At 35.3% G+C, this 18,326-nt stretch carries 17 protein-coding genes; 9 read left to right on the top strand and 8 right to left on the bottom strand.

Translation table 11 applies throughout. The annotated features are described in order from the left end of the window. Nucleotides 1-25 precede the first annotated feature (25 nt). The gene (locus KMW28_RS16080) at nucleotides 26-742 is read left to right on the top strand and encodes a 4'-phosphopantetheinyl transferase family protein (protein WP_169662711.1); all 717 of its coding nucleotides are present in this window, start codon (nucleotides 26-28) and stop codon (nucleotides 740-742) included. A 9-nt stretch (nucleotides 743-751) separates the two neighbouring features. Here the strand turns inward: KMW28_RS16080 and KMW28_RS16075 are convergent, their stop codons facing one another. Continuing rightward, the gene (locus KMW28_RS16075; protein WP_205958125.1) at nucleotides 752-1,831 is read right to left on the bottom strand and encodes a cytochrome-c peroxidase; all 1,080 of its coding nucleotides are present in this window, start codon (nucleotides 1,829-1,831) and stop codon (nucleotides 752-754) included. 332 nt (nucleotides 1,832-2,163) lie between these two features. Here KMW28_RS16075 and KMW28_RS16070 point away from each other — a divergent pair, with 332 nt between their 5' ends. Genes KMW28_RS16070 through KMW28_RS16060 form a run of 3 tightly spaced genes read left to right on the top strand, consistent with a single transcriptional unit; the run spans nucleotide 2,164 to nucleotide 4,497 of the window. After that, the gene (locus KMW28_RS16070) at nucleotides 2,164-3,174 is read left to right on the top strand and encodes a sugar phosphate nucleotidyltransferase (protein WP_169662710.1); all 1,011 of its coding nucleotides are present in this window, start codon (nucleotides 2,164-2,166) and stop codon (nucleotides 3,172-3,174) included. Further along, the gene (locus KMW28_RS16065) at nucleotides 3,164-3,745 is read left to right on the top strand and encodes a class I SAM-dependent methyltransferase (RefSeq protein ID WP_169662709.1); all 582 of its coding nucleotides are present in this window, start codon (nucleotides 3,164-3,166) and stop codon (nucleotides 3,743-3,745) included. The genes KMW28_RS16070 and KMW28_RS16065 overlap by 11 nt, the downstream gene beginning before the upstream one ends. Next, entirely contained in the window at nucleotides 3,742-4,497 is a 756-nt protein-coding gene (locus tag KMW28_RS16060) for an SDR family NAD(P)-dependent oxidoreductase (RefSeq protein WP_169662708.1), read from the top strand. Before KMW28_RS16065 ends, KMW28_RS16060 begins: the two co-directional genes overlap by 4 nt. A 76-nt stretch (nucleotides 4,498-4,573) precedes the next feature. On the opposite strand, the gene KMW28_RS16055 is transcribed toward KMW28_RS16060, so the two are convergent. The 3 genes from KMW28_RS16055 to KMW28_RS16045 form a co-directional block, all read right to left on the bottom strand. After that, on the bottom strand, nucleotides 4,574-4,777 hold the full coding sequence (locus KMW28_RS16055; RefSeq protein ID WP_169662707.1) for a hypothetical protein: 204 nt from the start codon (nucleotides 4,775-4,777) through the stop codon (nucleotides 4,574-4,576). 168 nt (nucleotides 4,778-4,945) lie between these two features. Beyond that, a complete protein-coding gene (locus KMW28_RS16050; RefSeq protein ID WP_169662706.1) occupies nucleotides 4,946-6,211 on the bottom strand; it encodes an adenylosuccinate synthase in 1,266 nt (421 codons plus the stop codon). 50 nt (nucleotides 6,212-6,261) lie between these two features. Then, complete coding sequence (locus KMW28_RS16045) at nucleotides 6,262-6,606, bottom strand: STAS domain-containing protein (RefSeq protein ID WP_066204620.1); 345 nt, start codon at nucleotides 6,604-6,606, stop codon at nucleotides 6,262-6,264. A 359-nt stretch (nucleotides 6,607-6,965) separates the two neighbouring features. Between KMW28_RS16045 and aroC the strand changes: the two genes are divergently transcribed. The 3 genes from aroC to KMW28_RS16030 all read left to right on the top strand — a co-directional run bounded on the left by aroC (nucleotide 6,966) and on the right by KMW28_RS16030 (nucleotide 9,624). Further along, nucleotides 6,966-8,057: a chorismate synthase gene (aroC, locus tag KMW28_RS16040; protein WP_066204622.1), complete on the top strand. Its 1,092-nt coding sequence runs from the start codon at nucleotides 6,966-6,968 to the stop codon at nucleotides 8,055-8,057. Between the two features lie 78 nt (nucleotides 8,058-8,135). Then, nucleotides 8,136-9,002 (top strand): hypothetical protein, encoded by an 867-nt coding sequence (locus KMW28_RS16035; RefSeq protein ID WP_169662705.1) that lies wholly within the window; start codon nucleotides 8,136-8,138, stop codon nucleotides 9,000-9,002. A 49-nt stretch (nucleotides 9,003-9,051) separates the two neighbouring features. Next, the gene (locus KMW28_RS16030) at nucleotides 9,052-9,624 is read left to right on the top strand and encodes a cytochrome b/b6 domain-containing protein (RefSeq protein ID WP_169662704.1); all 573 of its coding nucleotides are present in this window, start codon (nucleotides 9,052-9,054) and stop codon (nucleotides 9,622-9,624) included. Between the two features lie 76 nt (nucleotides 9,625-9,700). On the opposite strand, the gene fbaA is transcribed toward KMW28_RS16030, so the two are convergent. Then, nucleotides 9,701-10,786: a class II fructose-bisphosphate aldolase gene (gene fbaA / locus KMW28_RS16025; RefSeq protein ID WP_169662703.1), complete on the bottom strand. Its 1,086-nt coding sequence runs from the start codon at nucleotides 10,784-10,786 to the stop codon at nucleotides 9,701-9,703. A gap of 388 nt (nucleotides 10,787-11,174) precedes the next feature. On the opposite strand from fbaA, the gene accD reads away from it, so the two are divergent. After that, on the top strand, nucleotides 11,175-12,017 hold the full coding sequence (accD, locus tag KMW28_RS16020) for an acetyl-CoA carboxylase, carboxyltransferase subunit beta (RefSeq protein ID WP_169662702.1): 843 nt from the start codon (nucleotides 11,175-11,177) through the stop codon (nucleotides 12,015-12,017). Nucleotides 12,018-12,151: 134 nt separating this feature from the next. Further along, nucleotides 12,152-13,429: a rod shape-determining protein RodA gene (gene rodA, locus KMW28_RS16015; RefSeq protein ID WP_169662701.1), complete on the top strand. Its 1,278-nt coding sequence runs from the start codon at nucleotides 12,152-12,154 to the stop codon at nucleotides 13,427-13,429. 486 nt (nucleotides 13,430-13,915) lie between these two features. Here rodA and KMW28_RS16010 read toward each other — a convergent pair whose 3' ends face one another. From KMW28_RS16010 to KMW28_RS16000, 3 genes are all read right to left on the bottom strand, one after another. Continuing rightward, nucleotides 13,916-16,306 (bottom strand): patatin-like phospholipase family protein, encoded by a 2,391-nt coding sequence (locus KMW28_RS16010; protein WP_169662700.1) that lies wholly within the window; start codon nucleotides 16,304-16,306, stop codon nucleotides 13,916-13,918. A 77-nt stretch (nucleotides 16,307-16,383) separates the two neighbouring features. Continuing rightward, nucleotides 16,384-17,667: a methionine adenosyltransferase gene (gene metK, locus KMW28_RS16005; protein ID WP_169662699.1), complete on the bottom strand. Its 1,284-nt coding sequence runs from the start codon at nucleotides 17,665-17,667 to the stop codon at nucleotides 16,384-16,386. A gap of 22 nt (nucleotides 17,668-17,689) precedes the next feature. After that, entirely contained in the window at nucleotides 17,690-18,271 is a 582-nt protein-coding gene (locus KMW28_RS16000; protein WP_169662698.1) for a hypothetical protein, read from the bottom strand. Nucleotides 18,272-18,326: the final 55 nt, after the last annotated feature.

Below are 18,326 nucleotides of genomic sequence, written 5' to 3'. Positions count from 1 at the left end.
TGATCTTTCAGTCCCCTTTTTTAATATGATAAACTTAACTTTTACGAACTCAACCAATTCGGATACTTTTTGTTGTCCATTTACTTTTCACAAACTATTTGATATAGATAAAGAAGAAGCTAATCGTTGGTTACATCCAAAGGAAGTATCTTTTTTTAATACTCTTTTAGAAAGAAGGAAACAGACGTTTTTATCAGGTAGAAAGGTCTTAAAACAGCTTTTAATTAGTATTGTTCCGATCAAAGCACATCAAATTGAAATTGGGAAAGGGATTTTTGAACAACCATTTATAAAGCATCCATCTTTTCAAGGATGGGAATGCTCAATAGCTCATTCTCAAAGTCATATTGCTTCAATTCTTTTTCCGAGTGATTTAATTATTGGGATTGATGTGGAATCGAATCAAGAGGAAATGTCTGCTAAAACTAAGGGGCAGATTACTTATCAGGAAAAAATGCTTTGCTTAGCACAAGGAGTCATTGATGTTGAAATAAAACTTTGGTCTGCAAAAGAAGCATTATCGAAATGCTTAAAAACTGGTCTGACGATACCATTTACTATTCTTGAGATCGATTCAATAGTAGAAATGGAGAATCAAATTGAAATTACTTTTAAAAACTTTCCACAATATAAAGTATCTCAATGTATTATAGAAGGTGAATGTTTGAGTGTTTGCTATCCTATTCAATTGTCATTAGACAAAAAAATAGCACCATGTCTCCATGATGCTATTCTAAAATAATTAATCCAGTTACGGTAAAACTGGAGCTTTTGTAATATCTTCAGGAATCTTAGATTCTAACGATTTCAAGAAAGCAGCAATGTTGCTCACTTGCTCCTCATTAAGATCTTTATTCGATTGAAGCTTACCCATAATCTTAATAGCATCTTCTAATTTAGCTACCGATCCATCGTGGAAATAAGGTGCTGTTTTAGTGATGTTTCTTAAACTAGGCACTTTGAAGAAATACTTATCAGATTCATTACCTGTAGCGTCTTTTCTTCCTTCATCATAGTGACCTGAAGCTAATGGTTTAGATCCAGTCATTGTCCAGTAATCGCCATACAAACCGAATTTTTGATACATCTGAGCACCTAATTGGTTGCCCGCATGACAAGTAGTACATCCTGCTTCTTGGAAATCTCTAAGACCTTGAGCTTCCTTTGCTGTTAAAAGGAAAGAAGAAGTTTCTTTCTCCATAAAGCGGTCAAAACGTGAAGGGAATACTAGTGTTCTTTCGAATGCACCAATAGCTTTACCTACATTATTAAAAGTAAGAGGTTTCTTCTCGTTAGGGAATGCTTCTTTGAAAAGCTTTACGTATTCAGCTACTTCAGAAAGTCTAGAAACTACTTGTTTCTCGTCTTTCATTGCATGTTCTACAGGGTTTAAGATGGGGCCTAAAGCTTGCTCTTCTACATCTGCTGCACGACCGTCCCAAAATTGTACGAAATCAAATGCTGCATTGTATACTGTTGGAGAGTTTCTTTCTCCCTTTACTTGAGTATCACCAGGCGATGTTGGTAAGTTATCCACACCGAAAGTGGCTAAATTATGACAAGAGTTACAGCTAATGTTACCATCATTAGAAAGACGAGTATCGTGATACAACATCTGACCTAATTTAACCTTAGCATCATTTAAAGGATTGTCGTCTTTAACCGGAGCAGTAGCTGGCTGTTGGTCGAACATTCTTTTGGCCATTTGCCATTCCTCTTTCGTTACTTTAGCGTATTCTTTTTTATCAGATTTCTCTGAACCGCCACCTGAAGAACAGCTAAACGTAATAGCTGCTAATACAAAAAGAGTAGAAATTAATCTCATTTTCATTAGATTCGAATTAAGTTTGATAATAAATTTAGGTTTTAAGTTTTTAATCCAAGTTATAAATTTGTACTCAGACAAATATTGACTAATTTTTGATGTGGAACAGTTAAATGAAATATAGTTAATTCTTAATTAGTTTTTTAGCTGTAAACACCCAAATTGAATCAATATAATTATTGTCTTGGAGTTAACTTTAGAGTTCATGTTGTGATCAAAATCACATACATTCATATCTAATAGCAAAATTACTACATTTTACTTTAAAGTAGTTGATTATTTACTAGGTTGGACAATTATTTTTATCAAAAGATTGTAAACCTAACGATACCATATAAATGAAAGTATTAATCCCTGTTGCGGGTCGGGGGTCGAATTTAAGGCCACTTACCAATACGCAACCTAAAGCATTACTTCCAGTAGCTGGAAAACCTGTTATCGCTCATATTATCGATAAATTTATAGAAACAGGTTTTGATGAGTTTATTATTATCATTGGGTATATGGGAGCTAGAATAGAATCCTTTATTCAAGAAAATTATAAAAACACTAAAATCAAATTCGAATTTGTGGTACAGATACCCAGAGAAGGGTCTGCACATGCTGTGTTGGTTGCAGAGAAACACATTCTCGAAGAAAAAGAAGTAATGATATGTTTGGGAGATTCTATCGTAAATATAGACATCGAACAAATGCTGAAGGTACCTAATTCTGTAGTGGGTGTTCAGAAAGTAGAAACGCCGGGTGATTATGGTGTAACTGAATTAAAAAACGGAACCAAAGTTAGAAAGTTTATAGAGAGGCCAACTATTCCAAAATCAAATATTGGTTTGGTCGGAATTTATAAAATCACAGATGTTCCTAAACTGTTGGATGCTATGCGCTATGTATTGGCGAGTAATAAAACGGTAAATAATGAGTTTGTGATCACCGACGGTTTACAAAAAATGTTACAAGAGGGCGTGGAGTTTGATATTCAATTTGTAGAAAATTGGTACGATTGCGGAGCAAAGTATTCTTTGCTTGAGGCTAATGCTACATTATTAAATCGTCCTGATTTTAATGCCACTAAAATAGAGGATGTGAATAGTAAAAATACTGTGATTATTCCTCCAGTAAAAATTGGTAAGAATACTGTCATTAAGAATTCTATTATAGGACCAAATGTAGTGATTGGAGAAGAAGCTAAAATCGAAAATTGTAATATCAGTAATTCTATCATAGGGGCTTATACAAATCTAAAAGATTTATTGCTGAAAAACTCTTTGGTCGGCCACGATTCGACTTTAAAAGGGGTGGCACAAAGTTTAAACTTAGGAGATCATACAGAAATAAACTTTGGAAACTGATAAAATAAAAGAGTGGGATCAGTTCTATCTTAATAAAAATGCTTTTGGTGATAGCTATAAAGAACTAAAAGCATTTTTGGAAGATATAAAGGAGAAAAAGAACCTTTTGGATCTTGGAAGTGGGCAGGGACGTAATGCACTTATGGCTGATGCCTTAGGTTTCGAAGTAACAGCTGTGGACCTTTCTAAGGTTGGGATTGATCAAACTGTAGCAACATCAAATAATAGGGTGAAAGGAATTGTTGCCGATATCTTTGACTACAACATTGATCAAAATTATCAGGTAATACTTCTTGATGCTGTCATTCATTGTCAGTTCGAAGATTTAGATAATGAAAGTTTATTATTTGATCGAATCGAAAAATCCCTCGTAAATTATGGGTATGTGTTGTTAATTACACATCAGTGGAATATGAGAGAACAACATCTCAAATCTTTATTTAAGAAAGATTATCCTAATTTAGAATATCAATTCAATCATCATATCGCTCATCGATATTTACCTCCTCATGAGACAGAAGAACATGTAATGGAGATGTCGATGATGTGTTTTCAAAAAAAGAAATCATGAAAAAGACGGCACTAATCACTGGCGCAACTTCAGGAATAGGTAAAGCAACTGCAGAATTATTTGCTGATAATGGCATCCGTTTAATTATTTGTGGAAGAAGGGCGGATCGCTTAGAAACTTTAAAAACGCAATTAAGTGAGAAAACAGATGTACATACTTTGTCATTTGATGTAAGAGATAAAAAAGATGTATTTGCTAAGATAGAAAGCCTTCCAGAAGATTTTGCTCAGGTAGATATTTTAGTAAATAACGCAGGAAATGCTCATGGTTTATCTTCAATTCAAGACGGAGATGTAGATGATTGGGATGCCATGATCGATATTAATGTGAAAGGTTTGTTATATGTTTCCAAGGCTATTATTGCTCAGATGACAGAAAGAAAATCTGGACACATTATTAATATTGGTTCTATTGCTGGTAAGGATGTTTATCCTAACGGTAATGTTTATAATGCGTCGAAGTTTGCAGTAAATGCATTAAATGAAGCAATGAGATACGATTTAAATGAATTCGGTATTCGTGTGGGGGCGGTACATCCAGGATTGGTACATACAGAGTTTTCTGAAGTAAGATTCAAAGGTGATACTGAAAAAGCTGAGGGAGTTTACCAAGGGTACACCCCTTTGTACGCAGAAGACATTGCAGATGTGATTTTCTTTATGATATCAAGAAGAAGTTCGGTAAATATTGCTGACTTGGTGATTTACCCAACAGCACAAGCATCCGCTACAATTGTGAATAAGAATCTTTAAGACATAATTAAGCCCTAGACTTACGTTTAGGGCGGTTTTCAATAAGCATGTTTCAATTTTTTGAAGCATGCTTTTTTTAATAGAAAAGGTCTTCAGTACCTAGTTCTTTTTTGAGGTCTTGTCGGAAGTAAGCAGTGTATCCTGCTTTTACTAATTCCAATGCCTCTTTTTCCGATTGTGGAACAATTAACTCTCCATCTTTCGATGCACAGATTACTTTTGAATCTTTGAAAGTCTTGAAGCAATCAACTAATTGTTCCATTAAGCTTTGTACTTCCATGATTATAATGGTTTAATAAAGTAGTCCTGTATTACATAAAACTCTTTATTTGATTGATAAGTTTCTTATTAGTTCAATTATTAAGAAAATATAAGTTAATTCTACAAATTATACATAAAAAAAGCCTTTCCAAAAAATGGAAAGGCTTGAAATATCTTTAATAAAAGATTACTTCATAATTGTCTCCTCACGATCTGGCCCCATAGAAACCATAGTGACTGGAACACCGATATAATCTTCAATATATTTTACGTAATCTAGAAGTGCTTGAGGTAACTCTTCGAAAGGAAGTTTTACATCTACTTCTTGATTCCATCCTTTAAGCGTAGTATACACTGGCTCTTTGATGTCTTCTAAGTCGTAAGGAACCTCTGTAGTTTTTGTACCGTCTTTTAATAAGTACTCAGTACATACTTTGATTTCCTCGAAAGTATTCATTACGTCAGCTTTCATCATGAACAACTCAGTAGCACCGTTTAGCATTACTGCGTATTTCAAGATTGGAAGGTCTAACCAACCACATCTTCTACGACGACCAGTAGTTGCACCGAATTCGTGACCAAGGTTTTGAAGATCCTCACCAGTTTTATCAAATAATTCTGTTGGGAATGGACCAGAACCTACACGAGTACAATAAGCTTTAAAGATACCGTAGATGTTCTTCTGAGCGTTAGGAGCAACACCTAAACCAGTAGAAGCACCTGCTGCAAATGTGTTAGAAGAAGTAACGAAAGGGTAAGAACCGAAGTCAACATCCAATAAAGAACCTTGAGCACCTTCAGCCAATACTTTCTTACCATCTTTAAGAGCATCGTTTACGAAGTACTCAGAGTTGACAAAGTTTAAAGTCTTTGTGTACTCCACAGCTTGGAAGAATTCTTCCTCCATTTCTGGAAGCATCTCAGAGAAATCGAACTTATAGAAGTTTAAGATTTCAACATGCTTTGCTTTTAATGCTTCGTATTTTTCTTGGAAGTTTTCCGAGAATAAATCACCAGTTCTTAAACCAACACGAGCTGATTTATCTTGGTAAGTTGGTCCAATACCTTTTAAAGTAGAACCAATTTTTTGATCACCTTTACTTTTCTCGTAGGCCGCATCAAGTAGACGGTGTGTAGGGATAATTAAGTGAGTTTTCTTCGACAATAAGATTTTGTCTTTCACTTTATAACCTGCTGTTTCTAATTTTTCGATCTCCTCACGGAAGATACGAATATCAAGAACAACACCGTTTCCGATAATATTTGATGTACCTTCTTGGAAAACACCTGAAGGGATTTGATGCAGAACGAACTTTTTACCATCAAATTCCAATGTGTGTCCAGCGTTTGGTCCACCCTGGAAACGTGCAACAACGTCATATTTTGGAGCGAGGACATCGACAACTTTGCCTTTTCCTTCATCTCCCCACTGCATGCCTAAAAGAATATCCATCTTGTGAATGAATTATATTTTTGATATGTATTAATTTAATAGAAATGAGATTACGACAATCTCAGTGTCTGTAGGGCTTTACTTCTAGAACTAGAAGTTTGAAATACCTTATCTAGCTTAGTTATTTTTAAAAGCTTGGTTAATTGAGTAGGTGAGGAGATCAATAACATACGTCCATTTCTTTGTGATATATCCGTATATAATCTCACTAACATGCTCAAGCCTCCACTGTTCATATGATTAATATGAGTGGCATCAATAATAAAGTCGGTAATTCCAGACCTTGTGAAAAGTTTAGAGTCTCTAATGAAACTTTTCTCTTCGGGATGGCCAAGGAAATCCCCCTTTAACTTTACAGTGATCACTCCATCATAAATTAAGAAGCTGTATTCCATAAATTTCTAGTTTTACCTAAGTTCAAGGAAATTTTTCATCGAAATCAGGTTTTTTGTGAAAAACCTCACAAATATAACTTGAACAATTTTAGAAATACTCATCAAAACCAAATTTATTTTAACTTCATGTCTTAAAGTGTGTTTCTTTGGAATTAATAACGATTGAACGGTTATAAATAATTCACAGTTTTATAAGAAATCAACTTTTAATTGTGAAATATTTACAATTAAACAGTTATTTGATTGTAAATTTGACAAAATTGATGTGAACATAACCTACTGAGGATATTATTTTTAAGTCAGTTCAGTTTATAATAAAAAAAGATCATATTTTTGTGTCAGAACTAACAAATTAGGTAATGAATACGTTTGGAAAAGCATTTCGAATCACAACTTTTGGAGAATCTCACGGTCGTGCGATTGGTGTAACCATTGATGGATGCCCAGCAGGCGTACCGTTTGACCTAGAATATATCCAAAAAGAATTAGATAGAAGAAAACCTGGTCAGTCTAAGATTACGACTCAAAGAAAAGAGGCAGATAGCGTAGAAGTTCTATCTGGCGTTTTCGAAGAGGTAACTACAGGGACACCTATCGCTTTATTGATTTGGAATCAAGACCAAAGAAGTAAAGATTACTCTCACATTAAAGATGTTTTCAGACCATCCCACGCTGATTACACTTACCATACAAAATATGGAGTGAGAGATTATAGAGGAGGAGGAAGATCTTCTGCAAGAGAAACTGCGGCTCGTGTAGCAGCAGGTGCAGTCGCTAAATTATTTTTAAAGAGTTTAGGAATCGATTTCCACGCTTACGTATCTGAAGTAGGAGACGTAAGGGTTTCAGATGATTACTCAACATTTGATTTTGATGAAATCGAGAAAAATATTGTTCGTTGTCCTGATCCTGTAAAGGCAGAGCAAATGATCGAACTAATTGATGGAGTACGTAAGGATAGAGATACTATCGGAGGTATTGTATCATGTGTAATTTCTGGTGTGCCAGCAGGTCTTGGTGAACCCGTTTTCGATCGTTTAAACGCTGAATTAGGTAAAGCAATGCTAAGTATCAATGCTTGTAAAGGTTTTGAATACGGAAGCGGCTTTGAGGGCACGAAACTAAGAGGATCTACTCACAACGATGCCTTTTATACAGATGAGAGTGGTAAAGTAAGAACTAAAACCAACTTATCTGGCGGTATCCAAGGTGGTATTTCCAATGGAGAAGATATTTATTTTAGAACAGCATTTAAACCTGTAGCGACGATTATGGTCGATCAGGATTCTATCGATAAAGAAGGAAATGCTGCCACTGTTTCTGGAAAAGGACGTCACGATCCATGTGTGGTTCCGAGAGCTGTACCAATCGTAGAAGCGATGTCTGCTTTAACTATTGCAGATATGGTCGTAAGATCGAATGGTAATCGATTGGATCAGTTTAAAAAATAGTAAAATAATAAGGCTGTATCAATAACCCCGGATTTAAATCTGGGGTTTTTGATACAGCCCTATTTGTAAATTCATTTTATGAGCAAGAATATCCTTATATATCAAGCGTACGGATTAAAAGAGATCTTATATGAATGTATTTATAGCATTTATACTCTGCATACTTTTAAAAGTGATGTTGACCAGATTGTGATTTATACTGATCAAAAAGAGGTCTTCAGTTCGCTCCTACCTGAGAGGTTAAATATCAATTATTGTTCTATTGATCAGGATACAATTCAGAAATGGAAGGGAGAATTTAATTTTGTTCATAGAGTAAAGATTAAGGTAATTCAAGATACTATTCATAAATATGGTAATGAAAATATCAATTATTTATACCTTGACACTGATACAACTTTTATTACATCACCAGATGTTTTATTTACATCTATCCAAAATGGACATTTGATAATGCATCAGAATGAAGGCGAAATAACTAAAGCCTCTAAAAACTTGGTTTTTAAAAAGCTGAAGAAACATCTTGATACTAATTATGAACATCAAAAGTTCAATAATGAGATGTGGAATGCTGGGGTTTTAGGTTGGAATTCTAGATATAATGACCTTATTGAAAAAGTATTAACTATGACTGATGATATGTATCCTTCTTATCAAAAACATATTGTCGAACAGTTTGCTTTTACAACTATATTCAATCAATCAGCAAAAGTTGAGAGTGCTGAGGATAGTATATATCATTATTGGAATTTTAAAGAATTTAGGCAAGTGTTAGCTGAATTCTTTGAGAAGAATACCAATGAAGAAGACATTACCAATAAGATCAAAAATATTGACCCTCAGGTTTTAAGTATTCCTAAACGTAATTATGAGGATATGCCTTTCATTAAAAAAAATCTATATAAATTGAAAGGAAAATGGAAGATGCCGGATTATGAAATCTAATCAAATTAGTACTCTTCTTTTTATCACCAAGCGCTAAATTTTTTTCACTATGACAAACAATAATTTTTCAGCACCACATAGAATTCTACATTGGCTGATTGCATTTACTATGTTATTCATCACTCTGACAATTTTTTTAAGAATGAATTGGATGAATAAATATCTTATGAGTGATATTATTACTGAACAATTATCAAATCTTGATATTTCCATCACCAAAAAAGATTCCGTAAAAATTGCCAAAGTAATTCGTGGACAGATGTGGACATGGCACATTTATGCTGGCTATTTGATGATCGGACTTTTATCTTTAAGAGTCTTATTGAATATCAAAGAGAGAGGAATTAAACTGACCACAATTTCTTCTTCTGAGGCTACAGGAAAAGAAAAATTCCAATGGGTGTTGTATGCATTATTCTATGTGCTTGTCGCAGCATCATTATTAACAGGTATGTTTATTATTAATGATATTGGCGATCATGAATTAATGGAAGATCTGCATAAATTATCGTTATACTACTTGGTTGGTTTCTTAGTGATTCACTTGGTAGGAGTGGTAGCAGCAGAATTAACCGATCAGAAGAATATTATTTCTGAAATGATAAGTGGTAAGAATAAATAATAAGATTTTGATATAATAAAAAAGGTGATCTCAACTAAATGAGATCACCTTTTTTAATATCTAAAACCCTCTAGACTTAGTCTTGGAAGATGTTTACGTCATTCAAGTCAGCGAATGCTTGCTCTAAACGAGTAATCATTGACTCTTCAGAAACTCTTAACCACTTACGTGGGTCGTAGTATTTCTTGTTTGGCTCGTCAGCACCCTCTGGGTTACCGATTTGACCTTGAAGGTAATCGTGGTATTTAGCGTCATAACCGCGGATACCATCCCAAGTAGCCCACTGAGTATCAGTATCGATGTTCATTTTGATTACACCGTAAGAGATACCTTCACGAATTTCTTCTAAAGAAGATCCAGAACCACCGTGGAATACGAATTTAACTGGCTTCTTAGTGTCAGTACCGTGCTTCTCAGAGATGAACTTTTGAGAATCGTCCAAGATAGTTGGAGTCAACTTCACGTTACCTGGCTTGTATACACCGTGAACGTTACCGAAAGATGCAGCTACTAAGAATTTGTGGTCGATTTTACCTAATTGCTCGTAAGCGTAGTCAACTTCTGAAGGTTGAGTGTAAAGACGTGAAGGATCAACATCAGAGTTGTCAACACCATCTTCCTCACCACCAGTGATACCTAATTCGATCTCAAGAGTTTGACCCATTTTAGCCATACGCTCGAAGTATTTACCAGAGATCTCCATGTTTTCTTCTAATGACTCCTCAGAAAGGTCGATCATATGAGAAGAGAATAATGGCTTACCAGTCTCAGCATAGAATTTTTCAGATGCGTCTAAAAGACCGTCGATCCAAGGAAGTAATTTTTTAGCACAGTGGTCAGTGTTCAAGATAACACGAGCACCATATTGCTCAGCCAATTCGTGAACGTGCTTAGCACCGGCGATTGCACCAGCGATTGCAGCTGCTTGACCTTCACCTTTAATGCCTTTACCAGCGTAGAAAGAAGCACCACCGTTTGAGAACTGAATAATAACTGGAGCTTTCAATTTCGCAGCAGTTTCCATAACAGCGTTTACTGAGTTAGTACCTACACAGTTTACTGCAGGAAGAGCAAAACCTTTTTCTAGTGCGTATTGATATACTTTTTCTACGTCCTCACCAGTGATTACACCTGGCTTGATATCATTAATGTTGAAAGACATAATTATAATTTGAATAATTTATGATAGCGTCACACACACGTGTGAACAATAGCAGCCACAAATATACAACTCTTAAACCTATATTGGTAGTAGAATTTTGGTGACTTTAGTAATGTTAATACGAACACATTAATCAATAGTTTTACTAAATATTAAGCATAGAAGAAATATTGTCAATTATTAAAGAATATTTGGAAATCAACTATTTTGAATTTATTTGCCGCTCAGAAGAACTGTTTTTATAAAAAAAACTATTAAATCTTTACAATTTTGTTATGCAAACATACAATAAGTTTTTTATGTGAAGACTTAATGAATATCTTTACGGTTCGAATGTAATTTCGATTACAATAAACTAAAATTCTTACACAAGTTTATATATATTCTTATGGCTTGGTTCAAAAGAAAAGAACAGGGGATACAAACTCCAACATCTGAAAAGAAAGATTCACCAGACGGCCTTTGGTACAAAACTAACCAAGGCAAGATCATACATATGCAGGAACTTCGTGAAAATGCTTACGTTTGTCCTGATGATGAATTCCACGTACGAATAGGATCTAAAGAGTATTTTGAGATCATTTTTGATGACAATGAGTTCACAGAGTTAGATGAAAACATGACTTCTGGAAACCCATTGAATTTCAAGGACAGCAAATCTTACGAAGATAGAATTGCTGCTTCTCAAAAGAAATCAGAACTAAAAGACGCATGTAGAACTGTTTACGGTAAAATAAACGGTTTAGACTTAGTAGTAAGCTGTATGGACTTTAGCTTCATCGGTGGTTCTATGGGTTCTGTTGTAGGTGAAAAAATTGCAAGAGGTATTGACCACGCAATTGCGAACAAAATGCCTTTCATGATGATCTCTAAATCTGGAGGTGCTCGTATGATGGAAGCAGGTTTTTCATTAATGCAAATGGCAAAAACTTCAGCAAAGTTAGCTTTACTAGAAGAAGCTGGTTTACCATACATCAGTTTATTAACTGATCCAACTACAGGAGGTGTTACTGCATCTTACGCAATGTTGGGTGATATTAATATTGCTGAGCCAGGTGCTTTAATTGGTTTCGCAGGTCCTCGTGTAATTAGAGAGACTATCGGTAAAGATCTTCCAAAAGGATTCCAATCTGCTGAGTTCTTACAAGAACAAGGTTTTGTGGATCTAATCGTTAACCGTAGAGAGTTAAAGAGAAAATTGACGACAATTTTGAAAATGCTTCAAAATTAATCGGAAATCTAATTATATTAAGTCCTCAGAATTGCTTTATAAGTTCTGAGGACTTTTTTTTGTATTTATATTTTTTGATTTTCATCGAAACGATCATTTGATATCGTTTCTTACTTTATAGATCCCCTAAGAAAATGCGTGAAAGCACCGGTAAAACAAATGTCGATTGGTTAACGGTATTTATTTACATCACTATGGTGATAGTTGGTTGGCTCAACATCTATGCTGCCGTTTATCAGCCAGATGCCCCTACAAGTATTTTTTCTATTTCACTCAATTCAGGTAAACAATTGATGTGGATTGGAGGTGCACTACTCATCGCCTTTGTTATTATGGTGGTCGACTTTAAGTTGTTCAGTACCATCGCCTATCCCGCATTTATCATCACCTTGCTCATGCTGACCTTCGTTTTGGTTTTCGGTCACTCTGCAGGTGGTAACACATCTTGGATCAAGATAGGTTTTATACGAATACAACCCTCCGAATTTGCCAAATTTACCTTAGCCTTAGCATTGGCCCGGTATATCGATAATCCTACCGTTAAGATTGAAAAATGGGATGGATTTTTAAGCTCAGTCGCAATAATATTGATTCCATTTGGAATGGTAATGCTTCAAAAAGATACAGGATCGGCATTGGTATTCGCTGCTTTCTTTTTGATGTTGTACAGAGAGGGCATGCCGTGGTGGATTATGGCTGTCGGACTTTGGTTAGTATTCTTATTTGTTACTGCACTGGTTACAGACACTTTAAGTGCCGTAGCATTATTGGGTGGTATGACTATCATTGCCATCATTTATCTTATTTACACAAAGAAAAGTAAACTCTTCCTGTTTTTAGTCGTCGGATTTGGTACACTATCTTTCCTATTTACAGAAGGTATCGACTTCATTATGTATGACGTGATGCGTCCTCACCAAAGAAAAAGGATTGAAGTTTTAGTGAACCCTAAAATCGATCCACTAGGAGTAGGTTACCAAGTAAACCAATCGAAAATTGCCATTGGTTCTGGTGGACTTGCAGGAAAAGGATTCTTAGAAGGGACACAAACAAAGTTTAATTTCGTACCTGAACAATCAACCGATTTTATCTTCTGTACTATTGGAGAAGAACACGGATGGATTGGAAGTTTAATTACAATAGGCCTATTTGCCGCCTTAATTATACGATTAATCATATTAGCAGAACGACAGAAATCTACATTCGCACGAGTCTACGGCTACTGCGTCTCCTGCGTATTCTTCATTCACTTTATGATTAACATGGGAATGACCATCGGTATTTTTCCTGTAATCGGTATCCCATTACCGTTCTTCAGTTATGGAGGATCCTCCCTCTGGGCATTTACAATGATGTTGTTTACGTTTATCAAACTAGATAGTCATCGTTCGCAAATGCTTGCAAGAAACTAAAGTTAAGTGAAAAGTTAAAAATGAAAAGTGAAAAACGTGAGATGTTAAGTCAACGCTCGTTTTATGTAAGTGGGCTTTAAAGTCTTTTTGTGTTATTTCATTTAGATACTTTTGGTAGTTAAAAGTTAAAAATGAAAAGTGAAAAACGTGAGATGTTGAGTCAACGCTCGTTTAATGTAAGTGGACTTTGAAGTTTTTCGTGTTATTCAATTTAGATACTTTTGGTAGTTAAAAGTTAAAAACGAAAAGTGAAAAACGTGAGATGTTGAGTCAACGCTCGTTTAATGTAAGTGGACTTTGAAGTTTTTCGTGTTATTCCATTTAAATACTTTTGGTAGTTAAAAATGAAGAATGAAAAACGTGAAATGTTAAGCTAACGCTCGTTTTAGGCAGAGAGGTACACGAACCACCCACGAATAGTTTAACTAACTACGTTTTTCATTTTTAACTTTTCATTTTTAATTTAAACCCGCTCTTCACTAGTTTTTACTCTTCCAACATCCTCTTATTATGAAGAATAATACCGATGTTGAATAAGAACATCAACTCGTAGTCTTTTTCGTTATAGTGACTTACTGAAAAGCTTAATGGGCCAATGGGTGAGTGATAAATGATAGATCCTGAAGCGGCATAATCTGTGCTTTCACTAGAGAAAAAAGAGTGTTTTGTCACTTCTGGAACAACAGAGAATTTGTCAGATGAATACCTTGTGTCTGTGGTGAATATATGTCCCTCCATTAATAATTGAAGGTTAGGGGTGAATACGGATTTCATTAATTTTATACCACCTGCAATAAATCGAGGGCCTCTAAAGGTAAAATTAAATATGGTTTTAGAATCCACTAAAGGATAATAAGCAGGTGCATTGGCCACAGATGAAGGTGTACTGAAAGATGGTTGATAATCTGACCAAGTAGCATGACCTCTTACACCAAGAGTTAAAAATTTAAGATTGAAATACTGTTCATATTGTGCCTGAAGTGTAAACCAATCTCTATTTATTGATCCACTAATTTTTTCTGAAAGTTCTACCTGAAAATCATTATCAGAAAGAATGTATTTTCCTGAAACTTTGACGTGTCGACCTCTATCAGGGAATTGTTTGCGGTTTAGGGAATTTGCTTCCCAAGCCCCACCAAATAGGAAACCTTTGTGTTTGTCTAATCCTATTAAATTGGTAGAAACTTGATTTCCGGAACCATCACCTGCATCCACTAGGAAAATCTGATCATAATTGTCTTCATTCCAGAAGTAACCTCCAAAACCATATATTTTATATTGTCTTCCTAGGGCTGTGCTAATTTTACCGCCAAAGTAATTGTCTTTTCGAAGGGTGTTTAAACTATTTCGTTTTTCGAAAAGGAGTTCAGAAGCATTGGCATAATTCCATCGGTTATGAATAAATTCTGCTCCTAATGAGAATGGAAGTCTTTTAGCATATAAGGACTCTACTTCAGCACGGAAAGAGTTGTAGAAGGATCCACCCATAGCATTCACTCTTACCGTATTTAATGATCTGGTAAAGACATTGAATTGAGCATTTACATAAAACTGACCTATGTTTCTCGTTGCAATGTTACCGCCCACACCTAGTCGAACCTTTTTATTTGGGACAACATCAATATGTAATTTTGCGTCATCATCTAAGCTGTCGTAATAAAAATAGGCATCAAGGTTATTGAAGTAATTATTAGAAAGAAGCATACTGTACCCTTGGTAAAGGTCTTCCATGGATGCCTTTTTTCTACGATTAGGCTTTACAATGTTTCTCACAAATAATCTTTGACCAAAACTGAGATTATCACCTAAGTTTACATGGCTCACCACTTCCTCTTGTGGATCATATAACGAATTGAAACGACTTGGTCGAGGTTTAACTTTTGGTTGATCATCACCATAAACTTTAACGACGGAGTCGATCATTGTTCTAGCATACCTGTCGCCGATGGCCAGCAAAGAGTCTACTGGAGTGAAATCAGCTGCAGAATATTCATCAACAGGAACACCTAAATAAATATCTTCTTTATCGTCAAGTTCTTTGGGGTAGGTGTTATTCATGACAATGAACTTTAAAACATTGCCTTTGATAAGTTCTTCATCTCTATCATAAGGATATTCTTCAAACATATCATGTGCACCAAGGTTAACCGCAATGACCATGTCGGGATTAAATTCTTCCTTCATGACATCTACAGGGATGTTGTTGTAGATACCACCATCATATACATATTTATCTTGGATTTTTACTGGAGAAAAGACCAATGGTACAGCCATAGATCCACGAATAGCACTCATTAAATCTCCTTCACCCACGGCAATGGCTTTTCTTTCGAAGATATCAGATACTACGGCTCTAAAGGGAACATCTAGATTATCGAAATCATAATCAATTTCTTTGGAGCGTTTAAAAAGGCGGGCAGAAAGGTTATAATTCAGTAGACCAGTAGGGATAATTGTGGGATCCCATGATAAACCATAGATGGAATCATATTCAATATTAAAGTTCACCCATTCAGCTCCTCTTTCTTGTCGACCAAAATAAAATTGATCGTCGGTATTGACTTTACCTGATACCCAATCTTGGAATTGAGGGTCTCTGATAAACATTTCCAATTCATCAGTGGTGTAACCTGCAGCATAAAATCCACCAACAATTGCTCCCATAGAAGTACCCGTAATATAGTCAATTGGAATACCATATTCTTCAAGAACTTTGATGACGGTAATATGGGCAATACCTTTTGCACCACCACCACTTAGAACAAGGCCAACAGTTTTTCTATTTTTTGGTTTTTGATGAATAGATAAACTATCACTTGATTGCGCAAAAGTGATTAGGTTAGATAATAGGAGTAGAAGTATAAGAGTGAAACGCATATATCGTAAAATAAAAAAATCCTTGTTGGTGAAATTACCAACAAGGATTTAGAAATAATATTATTTATAGAAAAATATTACAATCCGAAAGCAGATTTAATCTTATCGACATAATCTAGTTTCTCCCATGTAAAGAATTCTACTTCTTTTTTCTCGATTGTAGTAGTCGTTACTTTCTTACCGTCTTTTTCTTCGATATTTCTGATTTCCAACTCAACTTCTTTAGTATATGGTTCTTGTCCCATATGACCGTAAGCAGCCGTTGGAGAGAAAATAGGGTTAGTAAGACCTAAACGATCAACAATTGCCTTAGGACGCATATCGAAAAGCTCGTTAACGATATTTGAAATTTCAGCATCTGTTTTGTCTACTTTTGAAGTACCGTAAGTTTGTACGTTCAATGATACTGGTGTAGAAACACCAATAGCATAAGCCACTTGTACTAAAGCTTCGTCAGCTACACCTGCAGCTACTAAGTTTTTAGCAATGTGTCTTGCAGCATAAGCAGCAGAACGGTCTACTTTAGATGGATCTTTTCCTGAGAATGCACCACCACCGTGAGCACCTTTACCACCGTAAGTATCTACAATAATTTTACGACCAGTCAAGCCAGCATCACCGTGAGGTCCACCGATAACGAATTTACCTGTTGGGTTGATGTGGAAGATAGTATCTGCATCGATCAAAGCATTTGGAATAACAGCAGGAATAACGTGTTTTTTCACATCTTCTGCAATTTGAGCCAATGCATCATCGTCTGATTTATTAGGGAACTCATCGTGCTGAGTAGAAACAACGATAGTGTGTACTCTTTTAGGAGTATTGTCCTCGTTATATTCAATGGTTACCTGAGCCTTAGCATCTGGTCTTAAATAACCGATTAATTCAGGCTGAGTTTTACGGATTTCAGCTAATCTTTTTACTAGACCATGAGAGAAAGCAAGTGCCATTGGCATATAGCTTGGCGTCTCTTTAGTAGCGTAACCAAACATCATACCTTGGTCACCAGCACCTTGATCTTTATCAACACCTTCACCCACGTTTACACCTTGAGCAATATCTGGAGATTGGCTATGTAATGCTACTTGAACACCACAAGAGTGAGCTGCGAAGTAATAATCTTCTTTATTGTACCCGATTTTGTCGATAGTCTCACGAACAACATCTGGAATTTCAACATATGCTTTTGTCGTAATTTCTCCAGCAATTACAGCTAAACCTGTAGTAACCATAGTTTCACAAGCCACACGTGAAGTAGGGTCTTGTGCCAACATAGCATCTAAAATTGAATCCGATATTTGATCGGCAATTTTATCTGGATGCCCTTCAGATACAGATTCGGATGTGAATAAATAGGTCATATTTCTATTATTTATGATAATCTCATTTAAATTTTACATTCCATTGAGTGATATACTCTGCTTTTTCAATGCTTGGAATTTTTCCTTCAAATACCAATTCTGATGTTCCCATTCGTTCGATCTCATAAGATTTTACAGTTTTGATATTTCTGTTCAGATTCCAATGGAAATTGTAAGAAGCAGAATCCACTTGTTGCAACATCAATTTCTTTGATTCTTCAGAATTTGGTAGTTGCGATGTGATGATATTCATCCAATTTACATTCTGAACCCATTCAGCTTTTTTTCTCTTCATTTTGATGAAAACCTCCTCCTTCTTAGAGAGGTTAATTTTCGAGAGAGCGGAATTGAATGCATGAATATCAACAAATGCAAAACGAATACCTAACCTCCAATGGGTAGAGTCTAATAAAGTCTTACAATTGTACACACCGGGAAGTGTATTTAATTCTCGGCTTAGCAATTGTAGAGGTTTTTCGTATTTTTTTGGTTCAAAAATGCGTTGATCGTTTTTGTCTTTATATGCAGAAATAATATTGAAGATATCTTTACTCTGAGAAAAATCAAAAGTAAAGGAATAATCACCTTTTCCGCTTTCTGTCACTTCTAACTTTTCTTGTAGCTCAAAGCATCCTGTTAAAAATAACAGTAGACAAAAA

Origin of the sequence: Flammeovirga yaeyamensis, from assembly GCF_018736045.1 — a bacterium.
GTDB classification, from domain to species: Bacteria; Bacteroidota; Bacteroidia; order Cytophagales; family Flammeovirgaceae; genus Flammeovirga; species Flammeovirga yaeyamensis.
The sequence above is the reverse complement of the archived record's forward strand: the minus strand, read 5'-3'. Positions and strand labels throughout refer to the sequence as shown.